This window comes from Micromonospora chokoriensis (assembly GCF_900091505.1).
GTDB lineage: Bacteria > Actinomycetota > Actinomycetes > Mycobacteriales > Micromonosporaceae > Micromonospora > Micromonospora chokoriensis.
Genome location: NZ_LT607409.1, coordinates 1,328,853 through 1,345,685 on the forward strand (window position 1 = coordinate 1,328,853; position 16,833 = coordinate 1,345,685).

A 16,833-nucleotide genomic window follows, 5' to 3' on the forward strand; every position below is an offset into this window, starting at 1 on the left:
AAGGGAGTCCCGTCTACGAGGGGTGAATCAGTAGGTCTCGACCTGCACGCTTGTCTCGCTGAGCGCCTGCACGACGAACACCTGGGCGCCGATCGGTATCGGCTGGTCCGCGCGGGCACTGAGCTTGACCGGTTGGCCGGCGAGGCGGATCCGGACCTCGCCGTACCCGTCGACCGGCACCGGGGTGACGACCAGGCCGAGCGCACCGACCAGATCGTCACGGGTGGGGGTGGGGTCCGTGCGCATGTTAGGCGCCGCCCGGCTCAGGCGGGACGCCAACCAGCCGGTGGGCACCGCCGCGAGCACGCCGCCGACCGCCGCGCCGACGACCATTCCCGGTGTACGCGCACCGAGCAGCTCGTTGACGATGGCACCGCCGAACCCGAACGCCCCGGCGAAGCCGGCGACCGTCTCGACCGAGATCGGCCCGTCCACGTCGGCGTGCCCGAACTGGAACAGCTCGGTGCCGAGCAGGGCGAGCGCGAGCACCCCGATGCCCGCCCCACCGATGATCAGAAAGATCAGCGTCCCCGTTGCCACGACCTGCACGGTATCGACGGCGCGCAACGTCGGGCGGTGCCGTTCGACGCGAAGAGGATCTTCCTTCGGTGTTGATCGAAAACGGGTCAGCGCCGGCCGGAGGCGATCCGGGTCGCCGAGGAGTGGCGTTCGGCCCGGCGCTGGTAGCCACCCCCGCAGCGGCGTCGGGGAGAATGGGTGGATGCGCTGGGCTGTGCTCGACTCACCCATCGGGGAGTTCTCCGTCGCCACCGACGGCACGAACGTCTGTGGCGCGGCCTTCGGCCGGGTCGAGGCAGCCGTCGACGAGCCCGGCGACGCGTTGTCCCAGCAGGCCGTGACCGAGCTGCGGGCGTACTTCGCCGGTGAGTTGACCGCGTTCACCGTCCCGGTGTCGATGCCGCGTGGCTCAGACTTCGAGCGCGCCGTTTGGCGGGAGATGACGCGGATCCCGTACGGCGAGACGCTGACGTACGGCGAGGTGGCGCGCCTGGTCGGCGACCCCGGGGCGGCGAGGGCGGTGGGAGTGGCGTGCAACCGCAACCCGGTCCCGGTGCTCGTGCCGTGTCACCGGATCGTCGGCGCGGGCGGCAAGCTGGTCGGCTTCGGTGGAGGCCTGCCGCGCAAGATCAAGTTGCTGGAGTTGGAAGCCGCTGTCGCCCTGCGGCACGCGTGGTCCTAGACCGGCTGGCCAATGTTTTCGGGTGACCGCCACCGGCGGCGATCCGACATCGCCAGCGGGCGCTCGCCTAGATCCACTCCAGTTCGGCGAAACGGCGGTATCCGCCTGGGGTCGGGGATACCCCGACCGAGCCGATCAAGCCTGCCGGCGTCACGACATCCGACGACGCCCACCCGGCGGCCTGCGACCGTTGCCGTCAGGCCTGGCCGACGCGCCGGAGATGAACACGTGACGATCGCTACACATTTCGAGGCAGGTGCCTCCGTACCTCGCTCTCCGCACCGGCGTTGGTCGAAACGCGAACGTGCTGGCTGCGGAGATGGAGGCAAGAGACGGTGTCGAGTCTGGTTGACGTACCCCCGGAAGAGCTATACAAAAACGGTATGGCCTTCACCCTGACGCTCAAGCCCGAGGTCGAGCAGCGCCTTCGGGAGCTGGCCGAGGCGGAACACCGCTCGATGCACAAGACGGTCGAGGTGGCGATCCAGGAATACCTCGAGCGTCAGGAGCGCAACGAGTGGACCCGCCAGGCCGCCCGGCGGGTCCTGGAGGAAGACGCCGAATTCTTCGAGATGTTGGGGGACCGGTGATTCAACCGTGGCCCGAGCCGGAAGACCTGTTGATCCTCTTGTCCGAGCACACGGGCCAGCACAGTCGGGTCAGGGACGGCGGCATCCTCACCGCTGCGGCGGTCCGCCCACATGCACGGATCCTGGGGCAGGCCGTCTACCCAACCGTGCTGGACAGGGCGGCGGCCTTGATGCACGGATTGATGATCTGGCGCCCACTCGACATGTGGAACGCGGGCCTCGCCTGGGCAGCGATGCGGATCTTCCTGATCCGTTGCGGGGTGACGCTACGCATGCCGGTCAAGGAGCGGATGGCGCTCACCGACGCGTTGGCCAGCGGTGAGATCGATTCGGTCGACGAGTTGGCGCTGCGGCTGTCTCCGTACCTGGAGATGAAGGCTTGAGACGCGGCGAGGGCCGGATCCGTTCGGATCCGGCCCTCGCCGATGCTGTTGGTGTTCAGCAGGTCAGCGCGGGACCTCACCGGCGATGAACTCCTCGACGGCCTGGTGGGCGTCGTGGTCGGCGTACTGCACCGGCGGGGACTTCATGAAGTACGACGAGGCCGACAGGATCGGGCCGCCGATCTTCCGGTCCAGCGCGATCTTCGCGGCGCGGACCGCGTCGATGATGACGCCGGCCGAGTTCGGGGAGTCCCACACCTCGAGCTTGAGCTCGGCGTTCAGCGGGGTGTCACCGAACGAGCGACCCTCCAGGCGGATGTACGCCCACTTGCGGTCGTCCAGCCACGGCACGTGGTCCGACGGGCCGATGTGCACGTCGCTCTTGCTCATCTCGTGCGGGATCTGCGAGGTGACCGACTGGGTCTTCGAGATCTTCTTCGAGACCAGCCGCTTGCGCTCCAGCATGTTCATGAAGTCCATGTTGCCGCCGAAGTTGAGCTGGTAGGTGCGCAGCAGCTCGACGCCCCGGTCCTCGAAGAGCTTTGCGAGGGCACGGTGCACGATGGTCGCGCCGACCTGGCTCTTGATGTCGTCACCGACGATCGGCAGGCCCGCGTCCTCGAACTTCTTGGCCCACTCGGGGTCGGAGGCGATGAAGACCGGCAGGGCGTTGACGAACGCGCAGCCGGCGTCGATCGCGGCCTGGGCGTAGAACTTGGCGGCCTGCTCGGAGCCGACCGGGAGGTAGCAGACGACGACGTCGACCTGCGCGTCGCGCAGCGCCTGCGCCACGTCGACCGGGGTGGCGTCGGACTCCTCGACGATCTCGCGGTAGTACTGGCCCAGACCGTCGAAGGTCGGGCCGCGCTGCACGGTGACGCCGGTCGGCGGTACGTCACAGAGCTTGATGGTGTTGTTCTCGCTGGCGACGATCGCCTCCGCGAGGTCCATGCCCACCTTCTTGGCGTCCACGTCGAACGCCGCGACGAACTCCACGGCGTTGACGTGGTAGTCGCCGAAGGCGACGTGCATGAGACCCGGGACGCGGTCGTTCGGGTTGGCGTTCCGGTAGTACTCGACGCCCTGAACCAGGGACGAGGCGCAGTTACCCACACCGACGATGGCGACGCGGACGGAGCCCATAGCGTCTGCCTCCTTCTTTTCTGTCACGGCCGCTCATTCCTGGTCTCTCCAGGCGGAGGCGGGCTGTTGTCTTCTCGTCGGCCGCCGGCTGTCCCGATGTTCGGGACCGTCGGGGCTCGGCCGGAGCGCTCGTTGGCGATGAGCTCCTCCAGCCAACGGACCTCGCGCTCACAGGCATCAAGACCGTGGCGCTGCAGTTCCAAGGTGTAAGCGTCGAGGCGCTCGGCCGCCCGGCCCAGCACGTCGCGAAGCCCTTCGCGACGCTCCTCGATCTTGCGGCGGCGACCCTCCAGAATGCGCAGGCGGGTCGCCTGGTCGGTCCGGGCGAAGAACGCGAAGTGCACCCCGAAGCCCGTGTCGTCGTACGTCTCGGGCCCCGCCTGTGCGATCAGCTGGGCGAAGCGTTCCTTGCCCTCCGCGGTGATTTTGTAGACCACCCGACCTCGTCGGCTGGTCAGCGCGGGAACCTCCTCGGCGGTGGCGGGCGTCTCGGCAGCTTCGGTGATCCATCCCGCCGCCTGCAACCTGCGCAGGGTCGGGTAGAGCGAGCCGTAGCTGATCGCCGCCCGGATGGCGCCGAGTTTGGCGGTCAACTCCTTGCGCAGCTCGTAGCCGTGCATCGGAGACTCCTGCAGGAGGCCGAGGATGGCGAACTCAAGCACTGGCCACCCTCTCTGTACCCTCCGATGGGACGTGGTAACCGCCGCGATGTATCGGACCGATACATCGCACGTTAGCGGGTCGCACCGGCCAGGGCAAACCCCCTCTCCGGGGTGTCATCGTCACGGATTGTGAGCATGGTCGCCTGCTCGGGCCGGACCGCGTACCCTTCTCCGCATGCGTACGCAGCGCCAGGTCGTCGACTACTCGCTCCAGAAGCGAGCAGTGCTGCGTGAGCTCCTGGCCGGCCGGGTCGGCACGTACGACGTCTGCGACGCATCGCCGTACCTGAAGAACGCCGCCCGCTTCCACGGTGAGCCGACCGACCGGCGCTGTCCGATCTGCCGGAGCGAGAATCTGACTCTCGTCCACTACATTTACGGCGACGAACTCAAGCAGTCCGCCGGGCAGGCCCGGACACTCACGGAGTTGCCCGTGCTGGCGATGACGCTGCGTGAGTTCCAGGTCTTCGTGGTGGAGGTGTGCCTCGGTTGTGACTGGAACCATCTCGTCGAGCAGTACCTGCTCGGCCGGGACGGTCTGGCCGGCGACAACGAGGGCATCGGCGAGCAGGATGTGGCGGCCGAAGGCGCAGGTCGGCGGAGGCGAGAGGCGCAACGGTGAGCGCAGCAGGTTGGACCGGCCCCGGGGCCGTAGACGAAACCCGGGACGGTCGACCGCTCGTTAGTCCGATTGGCCCGATTGATACTGCAAGTACCTCGGTGAGACGGCACCCCCGTGCCGTCTTCGCGGGTGAAGCAACTCACGGCAACCCGGTGGCGGCGCGGTCGCGCCCCACCGCGACCGGCAGGGTGTGAGGAATGAACTCGTACGGCGATCCCAGTTCTGCGCGCGGGCGGGCCCAGTACCCGGGCCCGGACGGTGACCCCGGACCCGGCGCGGCCAACGCGTACGGCCGATCCGGCGGTGACTCCCGCGCGGGTGGCTGGTCGGCCTCGGAGGGCGGCGCGGCAACTCCGGGCCGTGCCTCAGTGACACCGCGGCCCACCGGTGGACGGGCCACTGTCGGCGGATCCGCCTCGGTTCCGCCGCGTGGCACCGCTGCGGCGGCCGGTTCGGCAGCGGTGGGTTCGGCGACCCCGGGGCGCTCCGGGCGGGCGTCGGTGCCGGTGTCGCCGGCACCGGGTGCGGCCGCCGGACGCGCCGGCGCGGGCCGGGCCTCGGTGCCCGTGTCCCCGGCGCCCGGCGCGCCGGCGGGTCGGGCCGCTGTCGGTGCCGCCGCCGTCGGTGCGGCCTCGGTCGGCACCGCCTCGGCGGGCCGGGCCAGTGTCGGGTCCGCGTCGGTGGGTGGCCGTGCCGCCGTCGCGCGGGCGAGCGTCTCACCGGTCTCCGGTGGTCCAGGTGGTCCCGGTGGACCCAACGGGCCGGGGCGGAGCGGCCGGGGCGCGGGTGACCCGGGTGCCGCGGCGCGGGCGAAGAAGCGTAAGCGGATGAACCTGCTGATCGCCGCGTTCGCGGCCTTCATCATGCTCGCCGGCGTCGGGGTGGTCGGCTTCACCTACTACTCGACCAACGTGGTCATGCCCGACGAGCTGCCGCTGCCGCTGTCCACCACGGTCTACGCCAAGGACGGCAAGACCGCGCTGGCCAAGCTGGGCAGCGAGAACCGCACCTTCGTCACCATCAACCAGATCCCGAAGCACGTCCAGGACGCGGTGGCGGCAGCCGAGGACCGGAACTTCTACCGGCACTCGGGCGTCGACTACAAGGGCATCGTCCGGGCGGGTTGGAACAACATCTCCGGCGGCGACAAGCAGGGTGCCTCGACGATCACCCAGCAGTACGCCCGAAACGCGTTCGAGAACCTCCAGGACGACACGTACGGCCGGAAGGTGAAGGAGGCCATCCTCGCCTCCAAGCTGAACGACGCGTACAGCAAGCCGGAGATCATGCAGCACTACCTCAACGTGATCTACTTCGGCCGCGGTGCCTACGGCATCGAGGCCGCGGCGCAGACCTACTTCGGCAAGTCCGCGAAGGACCTCAGCGTGGGCGAGGGCGCGGTGCTCGCGGCGGTGATCAAGCAGCCGGTGGCGAGCGACACCCACCGAGGGTTCGACCCGGCGGTCAACCCGACCGACGCCAAGGCGCGGTGGGACTACGTGATCAGCGGCATGAAGAAGGAACGCTGGGTGGACGCCCCCGACCGGCCCGCGTCGCCCACCGAGTACCCCAAGGTGCTGCCGCCGAAGAAGGGCGGTAACGGGTTCGGTGTGGACAGCCCTCGGGGCAACGTCATCAACTACGTCCGTCAGGAGATGGACGCGATGGGCCTCTGCTCCGACTCCGGGGCGGAGGGCAAGGTGAGCTGCGTCGACGCGCTGCGCGACGGCGGCTACCGGATCACCACCACCATCGACCCGAAGCTGCAGGCCGCCGCCGAGAACACCGCGATGCAGTCGAAGAAGGGTTCCGAGCTCCACGACCAGCCGAAGAACCTGATGGCGGCTGTGGTGTCGATCGACCCGAAGAAGGGCCGGGTGCTCGCCTACTACGGCGGTGACAGCGGCGCCGACTTCGACTACGCCGGCAAGAACACCGACAAGAACGGTGACCTGACCGGTGGGCACCAGCCGGGCTCGTCGATGAAGGTCTACACCCTGGCCGCCGCTATCGAGGCAGGCATCTCGGTCAAGTCGCACTGGGACCCCACGCCGTACAAGCCCGAGGGCTCCAAGGTCGCGATCGGTAACGCCGGCCGCACCAACCTCAAGTGCGGCAAGTGGTGCACCCTCGAAGAGTCGACGATCCAGTCGTACAACGTGCCGTTCTACTGGGTCGCCGACACGATCGGCGCCGGCAAGGTGGTCGACATGGCCCGCAAGGCCGGCGTCACCACCATGTGGGGCGTCGACCCGCCGCAGGCCTTCGACCTGTCGAAGAAGGGCCCCAACCCGTTCGACAACTACACCGCCTTCGGCAAATACCCGATCACGGTGTTCGACCACGCCAACGCCATGGCGACGTTCGCCAACGACGGCAAGTACATCAAGGCCCACTTCGTCCTCAAGGTCGAGCAGCAGGAGAAGGACACCGGTAAGTGGAAGGTGGTCGGCAGCGAGCGCATCAAGCCCGAGCAGCGGATCCCCAAGAAGGTCACCGACGAGGTCACCGGCGTCCTGAAGCAGATCCCCGGGGCCGGGTCGAACAACATGTCGCTGGAGAGCGGCCGCCAGGCCGCCGCCAAGACCGGCACCTGGGAGTACGACAACAAGGACAACGCGCACGCCTGGACGGTCGGCTACACGCCGCAGAACGCCACAGCGGTGTGGGTGGGCAGTCGGGACCCGAGAAAGCCGCAGATCCGTCTCACCGGCGGCAAGGCCATCGGCGGCTCGACGCTCCCCGGCCCGATCTGGGAGAAGTTCATGAACGCCGCCCTCAAGGGCCAGGAGGAGATCCCCCTGCCCACCGTCACCGGCGACGGTGACGTCACCAAGGGCAACGGCAAGGAGCCGGCGCCGCCACCGCCGCCGACCAACCCGGGCGGTCCGCCGTGTGACCCGCTCACCGATCCGTTCTGCCCGCGCGGCGGTCTCCCCGGCGGCAACCCGGGAGGCAACCCCGGCGGGAACCCAGGTGGTAATCCCGGTGGACCCGGGGGCGGTGGTGGTGGCGGATTGCTGCCCAGCCTGCCACCGAACCGGGACTGACCCGAACTCTGCGCACACCGCCGCCGGCCGGACGACAAGTCCCGGCCGGCGGCGGGGTGTTTTCGTACCCGGGATCTCCGCGTTGGGACGGGACGGGCACCCCCGTCGTACGGCAGGATGCGTCTTCATGAGCACCCAGTCGACGCCCGGCATCGACGACGCCGGTACCACCGACCACCCGTCACGCTCCGACGGATTCGTCCGGGGCATGTCCAGCGCGATCGGCGGGCCGCTGGGCGACCACGCGACAGCGCTGGACCGACCGGCCGGCCACGAACGTCGCTTCTGGACCGCCGTCCGGATCGTGCTGGCGCTGACCTGCCTCACGCTCGCACTGCACTGGGTGCAGAAGTCGCCCTGTCAGGACGGCGCCTGGCAGAACAACGTCCAGTACACGCGGTTCTGCTACACCGACGTCCTGGCTCTTTACTACGCCGAAGGGCTCAACGAGGGCAAGGTGCCCTACCGCGACCACCCCGTCGAGTACCCGGTGCTGACCGGCTACTTCATGGGGGCCCTGGGCCTGCCGGTGCACGCCGTCGGTGTCGACGATCCGAGCATCAACCAGGGTCAGTGGTTCTACAACCTCAACGCACTGGTGCTGGGAGCACTCGCGGTGGCCACCGTGGCGGTGATCCTGTCCCTTCGTCGCCGACGACCCTGGGACGCCGCGTTGTTCGCGCTGGCCCCGGCGCTGGTGCTCACCGCCACCGTCAACTGGGACCTGCTCGCCATCGGGCTGGCCGCCTTCGGGCTGTTGGCCTGGGCCCGGAAACGGCCAGCGGTGGCAGGTGTGCTGCTCGGGCTCGCCGGTGCGGCGAAACTGTGGCCGCTGTTCCTCCTCGGGCCGATCCTCGTCCTGGCGTTGCGCGCCGACCGGATCCGCGCCGCGCTCGTCGCCACCGGTACGGCGATCGCCGCCGTGGTGCTGGTGAACCTGCCGGCCGCACGCGCGTACCCGGAGAACTGGGACCGCTTCTTCGAGTTGAACACCACCCGGCCCATCGACTGGGGCACGCTCTGGTACATCGGGCGGTACCTGGACGGCAAAATCGGCAACGACCCCGCTCAGCTCGGCCCGTTCGAGTGGCTGAACGCCAACATCCCCACGCTCAACACCGTCTCGTACGCGCTGTTCGGGCTGGCCTGCCTCGGTGTCGCCGTGCTGGCGCTGCGCGCGCCGCGCCGCCCGCGACTGGCGCAGCTCGCCTTCCTGGTGGTCGCGGCGTTCCTCATCTTCAGCAAGGTCTGGTCCCAGCAGTTCGTGCTGTGGCTGCTGCCGCTGGTGGTGCTCGCCCGTCCGAAGTGGGGTGCCTTCCTGGCCTGGCAGATCGCCGAGGTCTGCTACTTCGTCGCCTTCTACGGGGAACTGCTCGGGGCGGCGACCAGTCGCCCGGTCTTCCCGGAGGGGGTGTTCGTGCTGGCCTCGACCTTCCGGCTGACCACGGTGGTGGTGCTCTGCGTGCTGATCGTCAAGGAGATCCTGCACCCCGAGCGGGACGCGGTGCGGGCGACCTACCAGGACGACCCCGACGGTGGCGTGCTCGACGGCGCACCCGACGCCCCCTGGCTGGACCGCTGGCGCCTCCCCGCGAAAAGCGAACCCGCACGAGAGCCAGCAACCACCACCTGATCCCCAGACCGAACGCGGCCCGGACCACGTCAGGGTTTTCGGGGGAGCCTACCCGGCGCAGGGATCAAGCCTGACCGCCCGGAGCCGGGTGGGCTCCCCCGAAAACCCACCCGGCCAACCACGTTCAGAGCCGATACACCACAGCGTCACCGACGTCCTGCCGGCTGATGCCGAGCGATTCCACCGGCGTGTCGATGGTGATCTCCCACGGCGTGCCTTCCACCTGGCCACGCAGCAGCACCACAGTGCGCACACCGAGCGTGCGCAGGTAGTCGACGCTGGTCTGGTCGGGGAACGACTGGCTCACCCGACGAACGTCGTCGAGTTGACGCGGAGTGAAGCCGCTGCCGCCGTTGACCACGTCGGGGAAACCGCTCGTCGACCACAGCATCACGTGCTGGTCCAGACTCTGGTTGCTGGGCAGCACCAGCAGCGGCCCCTGCGCCGAACGCATCGCGGCCGGCTGGGTCGGCACCACCGGGTGTGGCGTGGTGTTCAGGCCCTCGACGGTCACCAGCAGCAACGGCAGCAGGGTGGCCATCCGCAGCCACGGCCCCGGCCACGACGGGATCCGCTGCGCGGTCAACTCACGGACCCGGTCGGTGAACGCGGTGACCGCGCCGGCCGCGAGCAGGCCGAGCAACAACGTGGTCCACAACATCAACCGACCGGGGGTACGCAACGCGCTCCAGCCCGGCACGTGCTCGAAGAGCGGCACGTAGGTGACGGCGCCGTCGAAGAAGCGGGTGCCCATCGCGAAGGCCATGGTCACCAGCACCCCGGCGAGCAGCAGCAGTCGGTGCCGCAGCCGCCACACCGAGAAGAACAACCCGCCCAGGGCCAGCGCGTACAGCACGAAGCCCGGCAGCAGGGTCATCTCCGGATGCCACGGCAGCGCGGCGCGAGCGCCCTCGTGCAGACCACCCCAGATCCGCGACTCGGCGGGCGCCGTCACGAAACCCGACGCCGGAGGCGAGAAGATGCTGATGTCGTCGATGGTCCGCTCGGCGTACGGGTGTAGCTCGGTCACCTTGAAGAACGGATACGCCATCAGCAGTCCCACGCTGGCGAAGAACAAGCCGCCGAGCACGTCGGCGACGAACAACCGACGACCGAACGGCACGGCCTGGCGGGTGCGCAGCCGCCGCACGTAGAAGAGGACGACCGCGACCAGCACCGCGCCGGCCAGGAAGTACGCGAACGGCAGCCCGATGCCGAAGCCGAGGCTGAGCTGCCAGGCCGCCACCAGCCAACCGGCGTAGACCCATCCGTCGTGCCGGCGTTCGGGCCGATAGCCGTGCCGTAACGACCAGCCGTGCCCGCGTGCCAACATCGCCAGCGCCAGCGGAATCCCGCCGTTGGAGATCACGTGCAGGTGCCCGGCCTGGGCCAGCAGCCACGGCGCGTACGTGTAGCTGACACCGGCGACGGCGGCCCCGATCCGACCAGCCCCGAGCTGACGGGCGAGCGCGTACGCGCCGAGCGTGGCGAGCGCGTGCGCCAGCACGAACATGATGTTGTAGCGCAGCAACGCGTCCTCGGGGCCGCTGCCGAGCATGCCGGCCGGGGCGTACCCGAGCAGGGTGTCGGAGAACGCGAAGCTCCACAGCTCGGGGAAGAACGTGTTGGACTGCCACAGACGCGCCGGGTCGGCCAGCAGGATGTGCCCGGACCAGGCCATCTGCCACGCCTGCAGGCTCGGGTCCCAGTAGTCCTGGGGAAGCGTGTAGCGGGGGTAGCGCAGGGTCGGCCAGGTCATCAGCACGGCCAGCGCCACCGAGCAGAGGGTGGCCAGGGTCCACTCGTGGATCAGGAAACGCCCGACGGCTCGGCCGGCCCGGGTGAGGACGGAGGGCCGCGGCTCCGGCGCGGAGGCGAACGCCTCCCAACGGTCCGTCACGACCGGCGTGGCCGCACCGTCGGTCTTCGAGTCACCGTCGGTCTTGCCCGCTCTCCCACCCTTACCTGCCCGACGCCACCACTTCGTCGTCGTCGGCGGCTTGGCGTCGGCCGCAGCACCCTGCGGAGGGCTGTCCTTGCCGTCCTTGGGCTCGGCGGCGTCCTCGCTCCCCTTGCCGTCCTTGGCCGGGGTGCCCTCCTTGCCGCCCTCGCTCGCCGTGCTGCCGTTGCTGTCCCGGCTACCCGTGGCCGGGGTGTCGTTGCCCTCGCCGTCCTTGGCCGGGGTGCCGCTCTTGCTGTCGTTGCTGTCGTTGCCGCTCTCGCCGCTCTTGTCGTCCTTGCCGGGGCCACTGCCGTTCGCGGGGATGCCGCCCTTGCCGGGGCCGCTGCCGTTCGCAGGGATGCCGTTCTTCGCGGGGACGCCGTTCTTGGCCGTGGTGCTGTCCGGGGCAGGGGCGGCCGCCGTGCGGTCGGTCTCCGCGGGGCTCTCGCCGGAGCGGGTGTCGGAGGAACGAGCTGGCTGGGCTGGGGCACCCGCCGCGGATGCGGCAGCAGGTCGGCTCTCGGCGTCCGAGTCGGCGGGGGTGGGCCGGGCCTTCCCGGTCCCGGGCTGTCCGCTGGTCATGCTGCCGGGCTCGCCGTCCTGAGCTGCTGACGGAGGAAGTCGATGTCGGCCGCCTGGCCTTCCACACCGCCCGGTGTCTCGACGACCACCGGTGCCCCGGCCGCCCGGATCACCGCGACGACCAGCTCCGGGTCGATCGTGCCGCCGTCGAGGTTGTCGTGCCGGTCCTGGCCGGAGTTGAACCCGCCCTTGGAGTTGTTGGCGTGCACCAGGTCGATCCGCCCGGTGATCGCCTTGACGCGGTCGACGAGGCCGAGCAGCTCCTCGCCACCCGCGTACGCGTGGCAGGTGTCCAGGCAGAAGCCGACCTCGTAGTCGCCCACGGCGTCCCAGAGCCGGGCGAGGGCGTCCAGTCGCCGGGCGCACGCGTTGTCACCGCCGGCGGTGTTCTCGATCAGGACCGGCACGCCGAAGCCACCGGAGTCGGCCGCGTACGCGAATGTCTTGCGCCAGTTGTCGAAGCCGACGGCCAGGTCGTCCCCGGCGTTGACGTGGCCGCCGTGGACGATCAGGCCCTTGGCCCCGATCGAGGTGGCCGCGTTGGCGTGCCCGAGCAGCAGCTTCCGGCTGGGGATCCGGATGCGGTTGTTGAGCGTGGCGACGTTGATGACGTACGGCGCGTGCACGTACAGGTCGACCTCGGCCGTGCGTAGCCGCTCGGCGTCCTCCCGCGGCTTGGGCGCCTTCCATCCCTGTGGATCGGCGAGGAAGAACTGCACGGTGTCGGCGGACCGGGCGGCCGCCTCCGCCAGCGGGTCGGTCGAATCGACGTGGGCTCCGATACGCATGCGAGCGAGCCTACGTCGCGACCCTGACCGGCGGGCGACGGCCGGGCGGTGTCGCGGGGCGGTCGCGTCACCGGCCGGACCGACGATCGTTGATGCGTGTGAACCGGCGACCAGTGCCCGGGGCCTCCGGCGGCGTGAATGTGCCGTCGCAGGCGACCGGTGGGTCGACGGCCGACAGCGAGGTCACCTCCGCCGTGCGGCCCGGCGCGGCGGAGGAGACCCCGCATCGCAGACGACTACCGATGAAAATCTCGGCAATTTGTGCTTTTCCCCCCGACAAGGTACGAGTGCTGTTGTATCGTCAGGTAACAACACGATAAAGCTCCGCGGGGCGTCTTCGGTCCAACCTCATCGGTGTGGTCGTTCCTCCCCAGGTCCCACCCAAGGAATGCGGACCAGACGCCTCGCGGCCTCGTAGACGGGGGTCCATCAACGGCCGGCAGGCGGCCGAACGGTGGACCCCCGTCGGCATGTCCGCGTGCGGACCCCACCACCCCGGGCATGATCGTTGAGACCGGGTATCCTGGTCAGGTTGTCCGCGTCCGGCCGGGTTCCCCCGGCGCGTGCGGACAGCGACACAAGACCTCCTGCCACGGAAGGACCGTGGCCGCTTAGCCCACAGGAGGTGAGCACGTCTTGCGTCATTACGAGATCATGGTGATCCTCGACCCCAGCCTCGAGGAACGCACCGTCGCCCCGTCGCTCGACACGTACCTGAACGTGATTCGGACCGCGGGTGGCTCGGTTGAGAAGACCGACGTGTGGGGCCGCCGGCGCCTCGCGTACGAGATCAACAAAAAGGCAGAGGGCATCTACGCCGTCGTCGACCTGCAGGCCACGCCTGCTGCGGTGGCCGAGCTGGACCGTCAGCTGCGACTCAACGAGTCCGTGCTGCGCACCAAGGTCCTCCGACCGGAAATGCGCTGAGCCTTCAACCCCCGGTTCGTCCGGATCAGCCTCCGCGACTCTGTCAGAGGGCTCTGGCAGCCTGTACGACGAGACGCTGAGTGCGCGAGGAGATGGTCATGGCAGGAGACACCACCATCACGGTCATCGGCAATCTGACCGATGACCCCGAGTTGCGGTTCACCCCCTCCGGGGCTGCGGTCGCCAAGTTCCGAGTCGCTTCGACGCCCCGTTTCATGGACAAGGCGTCGAACGAATGGAAGGACGGCGAGCCGCTGTTCCTCGCGTGCACCGTCTGGCGTCAGGCCGCCGAGCACGTCGCCGAGTCGCTGCAGCGCGGCGCCCGGGTGATCGTGTCGGGCCGGCTGCGTCAGCGGTCGTACGAGACCCGCGAGGGCGAGAAGCGCACCGTCATCGAGCTTGAGGTCGACGAGATCGGCCCGTCGCTGCGCTACGCCACGGCGAAGGTGCAGAAGATGTCCCGCTCCGGCGGCGGTGGCGGCGGCTTCGGTGGCGGTGGTGGTGGCAACCAGGGCGGCGGCGGAGGCAACTTCGACGACCCCTGGGCTTCGGCCGCTCCCTCTCCCGCGCGTGCCGGTTCGGGCGCCAATTATGACGAGGAGCCACCGTTCTAATGGCGCCGAGCGCCCGCGATCGCAAACCAGGAGCACGTGCAATGGCCAAGGCTGCGGCACTTCGCAAGCCGAAGAAGAAGGTGAACCCGCTCGACAAGGACGGGATCACCTATATCGATTACAAGGACACCGCGCTGCTGCGCAAGTTCATCTCCGACCGCGGCAAGATCCGCGCTCGACGGGTGACCGGCGTGACCTCGCAGCAGCAGCGGCAGATCGCCCGCGCGGTCAAGAACGCCCGTGAGATGGCGCTCCTGCCGTACACGGCCACCACCCGCTGAGAGGAGGCACCGATATGAAGATCATCCTGACTCAGGAAGTGTCCGGCCTCGGTGCCCCGGGCGACATCGTCGAGGTCAAGAACGGCTACGGCCGTAACTACCTGCTGCCGCAGGGCTTCGCGATCGCCTGGACCAAGGGCGCGGAAAAGCAGGTCACGGTCATCAAGCGGGCCCGTTCGGCCCGCGAGATCCGCGACCTCGACCACGCCAACGAGGTCAAGGCTCAGCTCGAGGGTCTCAAGGTCAACCTGAAGGTCCGCGCCGGCGACGGCGGACGGCTCTTCGGCTCGGTCACTCCGGCCGAGATCGTGGACGCCGTCAAGGCGGCCAGCGGCCCGGTCCTCGACCGTCGCCGGCTGGAGGTGCCCGGTCACATCAAGTCGACCGGCAGCTACCCGGTGAAGATCAAGCTGCACCCTGAGGTGACCGCGTCGTTCAACCTGAACGTCGTTCAGGGCTGACGTCCGCAACACCACAACGAGGGCCCGCACCGAGCAATCGGTGCGGGCCCTCGTGCGTACATCGTCAGTCGACCCCGTCGGGCCTGTGGGCACATCCGAGCCGGGCAGCCGTTACCCCGTAAGGCCTGTCTCATAAGAACTGGCCGGCCTGCGGCGGGCCCGAGCGACGCCCGGCGGCGTTTGGGTTTCGTCCGGATACCACACCGGTATCCGGACGAAACCGCGCCTTGCCGGATCCCCGCCCGGACTCCGCCTCGGCTCGACCGCCGTTATGAAACAGGCCTTGGGCCCGTCACCCGATCGGCTGGCCGGTCACCGCGCTGATCAGCACCGTGGACAGACCACCACCCACGACGGCGGCGGCGACGGCGATGGTCGCTGAGCGCCATGTCGTGCCCACCCGACGCAGCAGAGCCGCCACGACCAGACTGCTCACCAAGGCGAGACCGAAACGTGGTGAGCCGGCGAGAAGCGACTCCAACGCGCGTGACCGGGCCGAGTCACAGCCACCGCCACTGATGTCGGTCACACAACCGGCCGGTGCCTGACCGTCCAACGTCAACAGCCAGACGAAGATCAGCATCGCGGGCACCAGATAGCAGGCGGCCGTGTACAGCAACGGCCGGACCGAACCGCCCGGATCCGGATCGAGCAGATCGTCCTCGAGACGCCGAGAGAACGCGCCGGTGGCCGCGGACTCGACCCGCTGCCGCACCGACGCCGCCCCGACCACAGGTCGGTCCGCCCGACGACGGGACGCTTGACCCGTCGGCGCGGGCGCGCTACGTGGGCGCGGAGCGGTGTAGCCCACCACCGGAGACCTGGGCGCCGACGTCGTCGGATCCATCCACCGGGGGTCGTCATCGGCCAGCCGGGTGCCGGGCCAGAACCCCTCGTCCCGTGCCGGCCAACCCTCAGCGGTCACCGGTCGGTCGGAACGCGGTGCCAGCGTACGGTCCCACTGGTCGTCCTCGATCGCGGACCGTTCCCACTGACCGGTGCGGTCGGACCGCTCCCAACCACCGACGCTCTCCACCGCCGACCACTGCTCACTCAGATCCGCGCCGGCCGCCGACGGCCACGCGTGCACACCCGAGGCATCCCACGGGTCCACAGCTGGCGGATACGACGGCTCGGGCTCAGCCGGCCGGTCCGCCCCCCGAGCCCACGGGTCGGCCGCCGGACGCGACCAGGACTCCTCGGCCGCACGACGGCTGCGCCGGGTGGGGCGCTTCACCTCGGGCTCGGGTGCCGGCTCGGTCGGGGTGGACTCCACATCCCCGCCCGACCAGATCACCTGCGGACGGCGTGTGGACGCACGACGAGGACGGCGTTCCTCGACCGTGCCGGAGACCGGCTCGTCCTCTCCGCTGTCAGCGCGACGACGGCCCGCGTACCCCTGCTCCTGCGGACGGTCGAGGGTCCACTCCCGGGTGTGGTCCGAGTCGGGTGCGGCGCCGATCGCCGCCTGCTCGCGCCACCCGGTCTCGCCGGCCCGCCGCCGGCCGCTCGCCGACTCGGCCGACCGTCGGCCGGCACCCGACTCGGCCGACCGTCGGCCGGCACCCGACGTGGGCATCTCGCGTTCGTCCTCGTCCGGGGCCGCGTGGCGGCCACCGCCGTCGGCGTGCCGGACACCCGACTCCAGGGCCCACCGAGGCAGGTAGGCGTCGACGGGCTCGTCCTGGCCGCGGTCCAACGCACGCCGTCGGCTGGAGGTGCGGTAGCGCCCCTCCTCGTCGTACGGATCAACCGGAAGGGACGCCGCGCGCTCACTCCACGAGGCGGTCGGCGGGCTCTCGCGCGGGCTGCCATCCCCGCGCCCCCAGTCCCGGTAACTCACGGCCGGAGTGTGACCCTTCTGAACCCAAAGCGGAATCCGCTGTCCAGGTGTAGCCGTTCGCTGGAGATAGTACGGGACGATCGTGTCACAGAGCCGACCGAAATATCTTCC

General features: G+C 69.6%; 16 protein-coding genes. 10 read left to right on the forward strand and 6 right to left on the reverse strand.

Features of this window, described 5'->3' with window-relative positions; translation table 11 throughout:
* Positions 1-27: 27 nt before the first annotated feature.
* A complete protein-coding gene (locus tag GA0070612_RS06220; protein WP_231924478.1) occupies positions 28-549 on the reverse strand; it encodes a hypothetical protein in 522 nt (173 codons plus the stop codon).
* Positions 550-721: 172 nt separating this feature from the next.
* Between GA0070612_RS06220 and GA0070612_RS06225 the strand changes: the two genes are divergently transcribed.
* From GA0070612_RS06225 to GA0070612_RS31325, 3 genes are all read left to right on the forward strand, one after another.
* A complete protein-coding gene (locus tag GA0070612_RS06225; RefSeq protein WP_088987058.1) occupies positions 722-1,201 on the forward strand; it encodes a methylated-DNA--[protein]-cysteine S-methyltransferase in 480 nt (159 codons plus the stop codon).
* 383 nt (positions 1,202-1,584) lie between these two features.
* A complete protein-coding gene (locus GA0070612_RS06230; protein WP_088987059.1) occupies positions 1,585-1,791 on the forward strand; it encodes a ribbon-helix-helix protein, CopG family in 207 nt (68 codons plus the stop codon).
* A 182-nt stretch (positions 1,792-1,973) separates the two neighbouring features.
* Positions 1,974-2,174 (forward strand): hypothetical protein, encoded by a 201-nt coding sequence (locus GA0070612_RS31325; RefSeq protein ID WP_157742431.1) that lies wholly within the window; start codon positions 1,974-1,976, stop codon positions 2,172-2,174.
* A 63-nt stretch (positions 2,175-2,237) separates the two neighbouring features.
* Here GA0070612_RS31325 and GA0070612_RS06240 read toward each other — a convergent pair whose 3' ends face one another.
* Positions 2,238-3,317, reverse strand: a complete 1,080-nt coding sequence (locus GA0070612_RS06240) for an inositol-3-phosphate synthase (protein ID WP_088987061.1) — start codon at positions 3,315-3,317, stop codon at positions 2,238-2,240.
* Between the two features lie 23 nt (positions 3,318-3,340).
* Complete coding sequence (locus GA0070612_RS06245; RefSeq protein ID WP_030331823.1) at positions 3,341-3,979, reverse strand: PadR family transcriptional regulator; 639 nt, start codon at positions 3,977-3,979, stop codon at positions 3,341-3,343.
* A gap of 175 nt (positions 3,980-4,154) precedes the next feature.
* Here GA0070612_RS06245 and GA0070612_RS06250 point away from each other — a divergent pair, with 175 nt between their 5' ends.
* The 3 genes from GA0070612_RS06250 (at position 4,155) to GA0070612_RS06260 (ending at position 9,284) form a co-directional block, all read left to right on the forward strand.
* Positions 4,155-4,601: a DUF5318 domain-containing protein gene (locus GA0070612_RS06250; RefSeq protein ID WP_088987062.1), complete on the forward strand. Its 447-nt coding sequence runs from the start codon at positions 4,155-4,157 to the stop codon at positions 4,599-4,601.
* A gap of 197 nt (positions 4,602-4,798) precedes the next feature.
* The gene (locus tag GA0070612_RS06255; RefSeq protein WP_088987063.1) at positions 4,799-7,651 is read left to right on the forward strand and encodes a transglycosylase domain-containing protein; all 2,853 of its coding nucleotides are present in this window, start codon (positions 4,799-4,801) and stop codon (positions 7,649-7,651) included.
* Between the two features lie 127 nt (positions 7,652-7,778).
* Positions 7,779-9,284, forward strand: a complete 1,506-nt coding sequence (locus GA0070612_RS06260; protein WP_088987064.1) for a glycosyltransferase family 87 protein — start codon at positions 7,779-7,781, stop codon at positions 9,282-9,284.
* Positions 9,285-9,408: 124 nt separating this feature from the next.
* Here GA0070612_RS06260 and GA0070612_RS06265 read toward each other — a convergent pair whose 3' ends face one another.
* Both GA0070612_RS06265 and GA0070612_RS06270 read right to left on the reverse strand, forming a co-directional pair.
* A complete protein-coding gene (locus GA0070612_RS06265; protein ID WP_231924481.1) occupies positions 9,409-11,808 on the reverse strand; it encodes a hypothetical protein in 2,400 nt (799 codons plus the stop codon).
* A complete protein-coding gene (locus tag GA0070612_RS06270; protein ID WP_088987065.1) occupies positions 11,805-12,596 on the reverse strand; it encodes a deoxyribonuclease IV in 792 nt (263 codons plus the stop codon). Before GA0070612_RS06270 ends, GA0070612_RS06265 begins: the two co-directional genes overlap by 4 nt.
* 636 nt (positions 12,597-13,232) lie before the next feature.
* Here GA0070612_RS06270 and rpsF point away from each other — a divergent pair.
* From rpsF to rplI, 4 genes are all read left to right on the forward strand, one after another.
* The gene (gene rpsF, locus GA0070612_RS06275) at positions 13,233-13,523 is read left to right on the forward strand and encodes a 30S ribosomal protein S6 (protein ID WP_036411437.1); all 291 of its coding nucleotides are present in this window, start codon (positions 13,233-13,235) and stop codon (positions 13,521-13,523) included.
* 80 nt (positions 13,524-13,603) lie between these two features.
* A complete protein-coding gene (locus GA0070612_RS06280; protein WP_197699314.1) occupies positions 13,604-14,137 on the forward strand; it encodes a single-stranded DNA-binding protein in 534 nt (177 codons plus the stop codon).
* Between the two features lie 41 nt (positions 14,138-14,178).
* On the forward strand, positions 14,179-14,418 hold the full coding sequence (gene rpsR / locus GA0070612_RS06285) for a 30S ribosomal protein S18 (RefSeq protein WP_013289355.1): 240 nt from the start codon (positions 14,179-14,181) through the stop codon (positions 14,416-14,418).
* Positions 14,419-14,432: 14 nt separating this feature from the next.
* Entirely contained in the window at positions 14,433-14,879 is a 447-nt protein-coding gene (gene rplI, locus GA0070612_RS06290) for a 50S ribosomal protein L9 (protein WP_088987066.1), read from the forward strand.
* Positions 14,880-15,171: 292 nt separating this feature from the next.
* On the opposite strand, the gene GA0070612_RS06295 is transcribed toward rplI, so the two are convergent.
* Positions 15,172-16,722, reverse strand: a complete 1,551-nt coding sequence (locus GA0070612_RS06295; protein ID WP_088987067.1) for a hypothetical protein — start codon at positions 16,720-16,722, stop codon at positions 15,172-15,174.
* Between the last annotated feature and the right edge of the window lie 111 nt (positions 16,723-16,833).

Bases quoted from the DNA above. Each gene is read 5' to 3' on its own strand.
- GA0070612_RS06225 (WP_088987058.1), top strand. From the start codon at position 722: ATGCGCTGGGCTGTGCTCGACTCACCCATCGGGGAGTTCTCCGTCGCC.
- GA0070612_RS06230 (WP_088987059.1), top strand. From the start codon at position 1,585: ATGGCCTTCACCCTGACGCTCAAGCCCGAGGTCGAGCAGCGCCTTCGG.
- GA0070612_RS31325 (WP_157742431.1), top strand. From the start codon at position 1,974: ATGATCTGGCGCCCACTCGACATGTGGAACGCGGGCCTCGCCTGGGCA.
- GA0070612_RS06240 (WP_088987061.1), bottom strand. From the start codon at position 3,317: ATGGGCTCCGTCCGCGTCGCCATCGTCGGTGTGGGTAACTGCGCCTCG.
- GA0070612_RS06250 (WP_088987062.1), top strand. From the start codon at position 4,155: ATGCGTACGCAGCGCCAGGTCGTCGACTACTCGCTCCAGAAGCGAGCA.
- GA0070612_RS06255 (WP_088987063.1), top strand. From the start codon at position 4,799: ATGAACTCGTACGGCGATCCCAGTTCTGCGCGCGGGCGGGCCCAGTAC.
- GA0070612_RS06260 (WP_088987064.1), top strand. From the start codon at position 7,779: ATGAGCACCCAGTCGACGCCCGGCATCGACGACGCCGGTACCACCGAC.
- GA0070612_RS06265 (WP_231924481.1), bottom strand. From the start codon at position 11,808: ATGACCAGCGGACAGCCCGGGACCGGGAAGGCCCGGCCCACCCCCGCC.
- GA0070612_RS06270 (WP_088987065.1), bottom strand. From the start codon at position 12,596: ATGCGTATCGGAGCCCACGTCGATTCGACCGACCCGCTGGCGGAGGCG.
- rpsR (WP_013289355.1), top strand. From the start codon at position 14,179: ATGGCCAAGGCTGCGGCACTTCGCAAGCCGAAGAAGAAGGTGAACCCG.
- rplI (WP_088987066.1), top strand. From the start codon at position 14,433: ATGAAGATCATCCTGACTCAGGAAGTGTCCGGCCTCGGTGCCCCGGGC.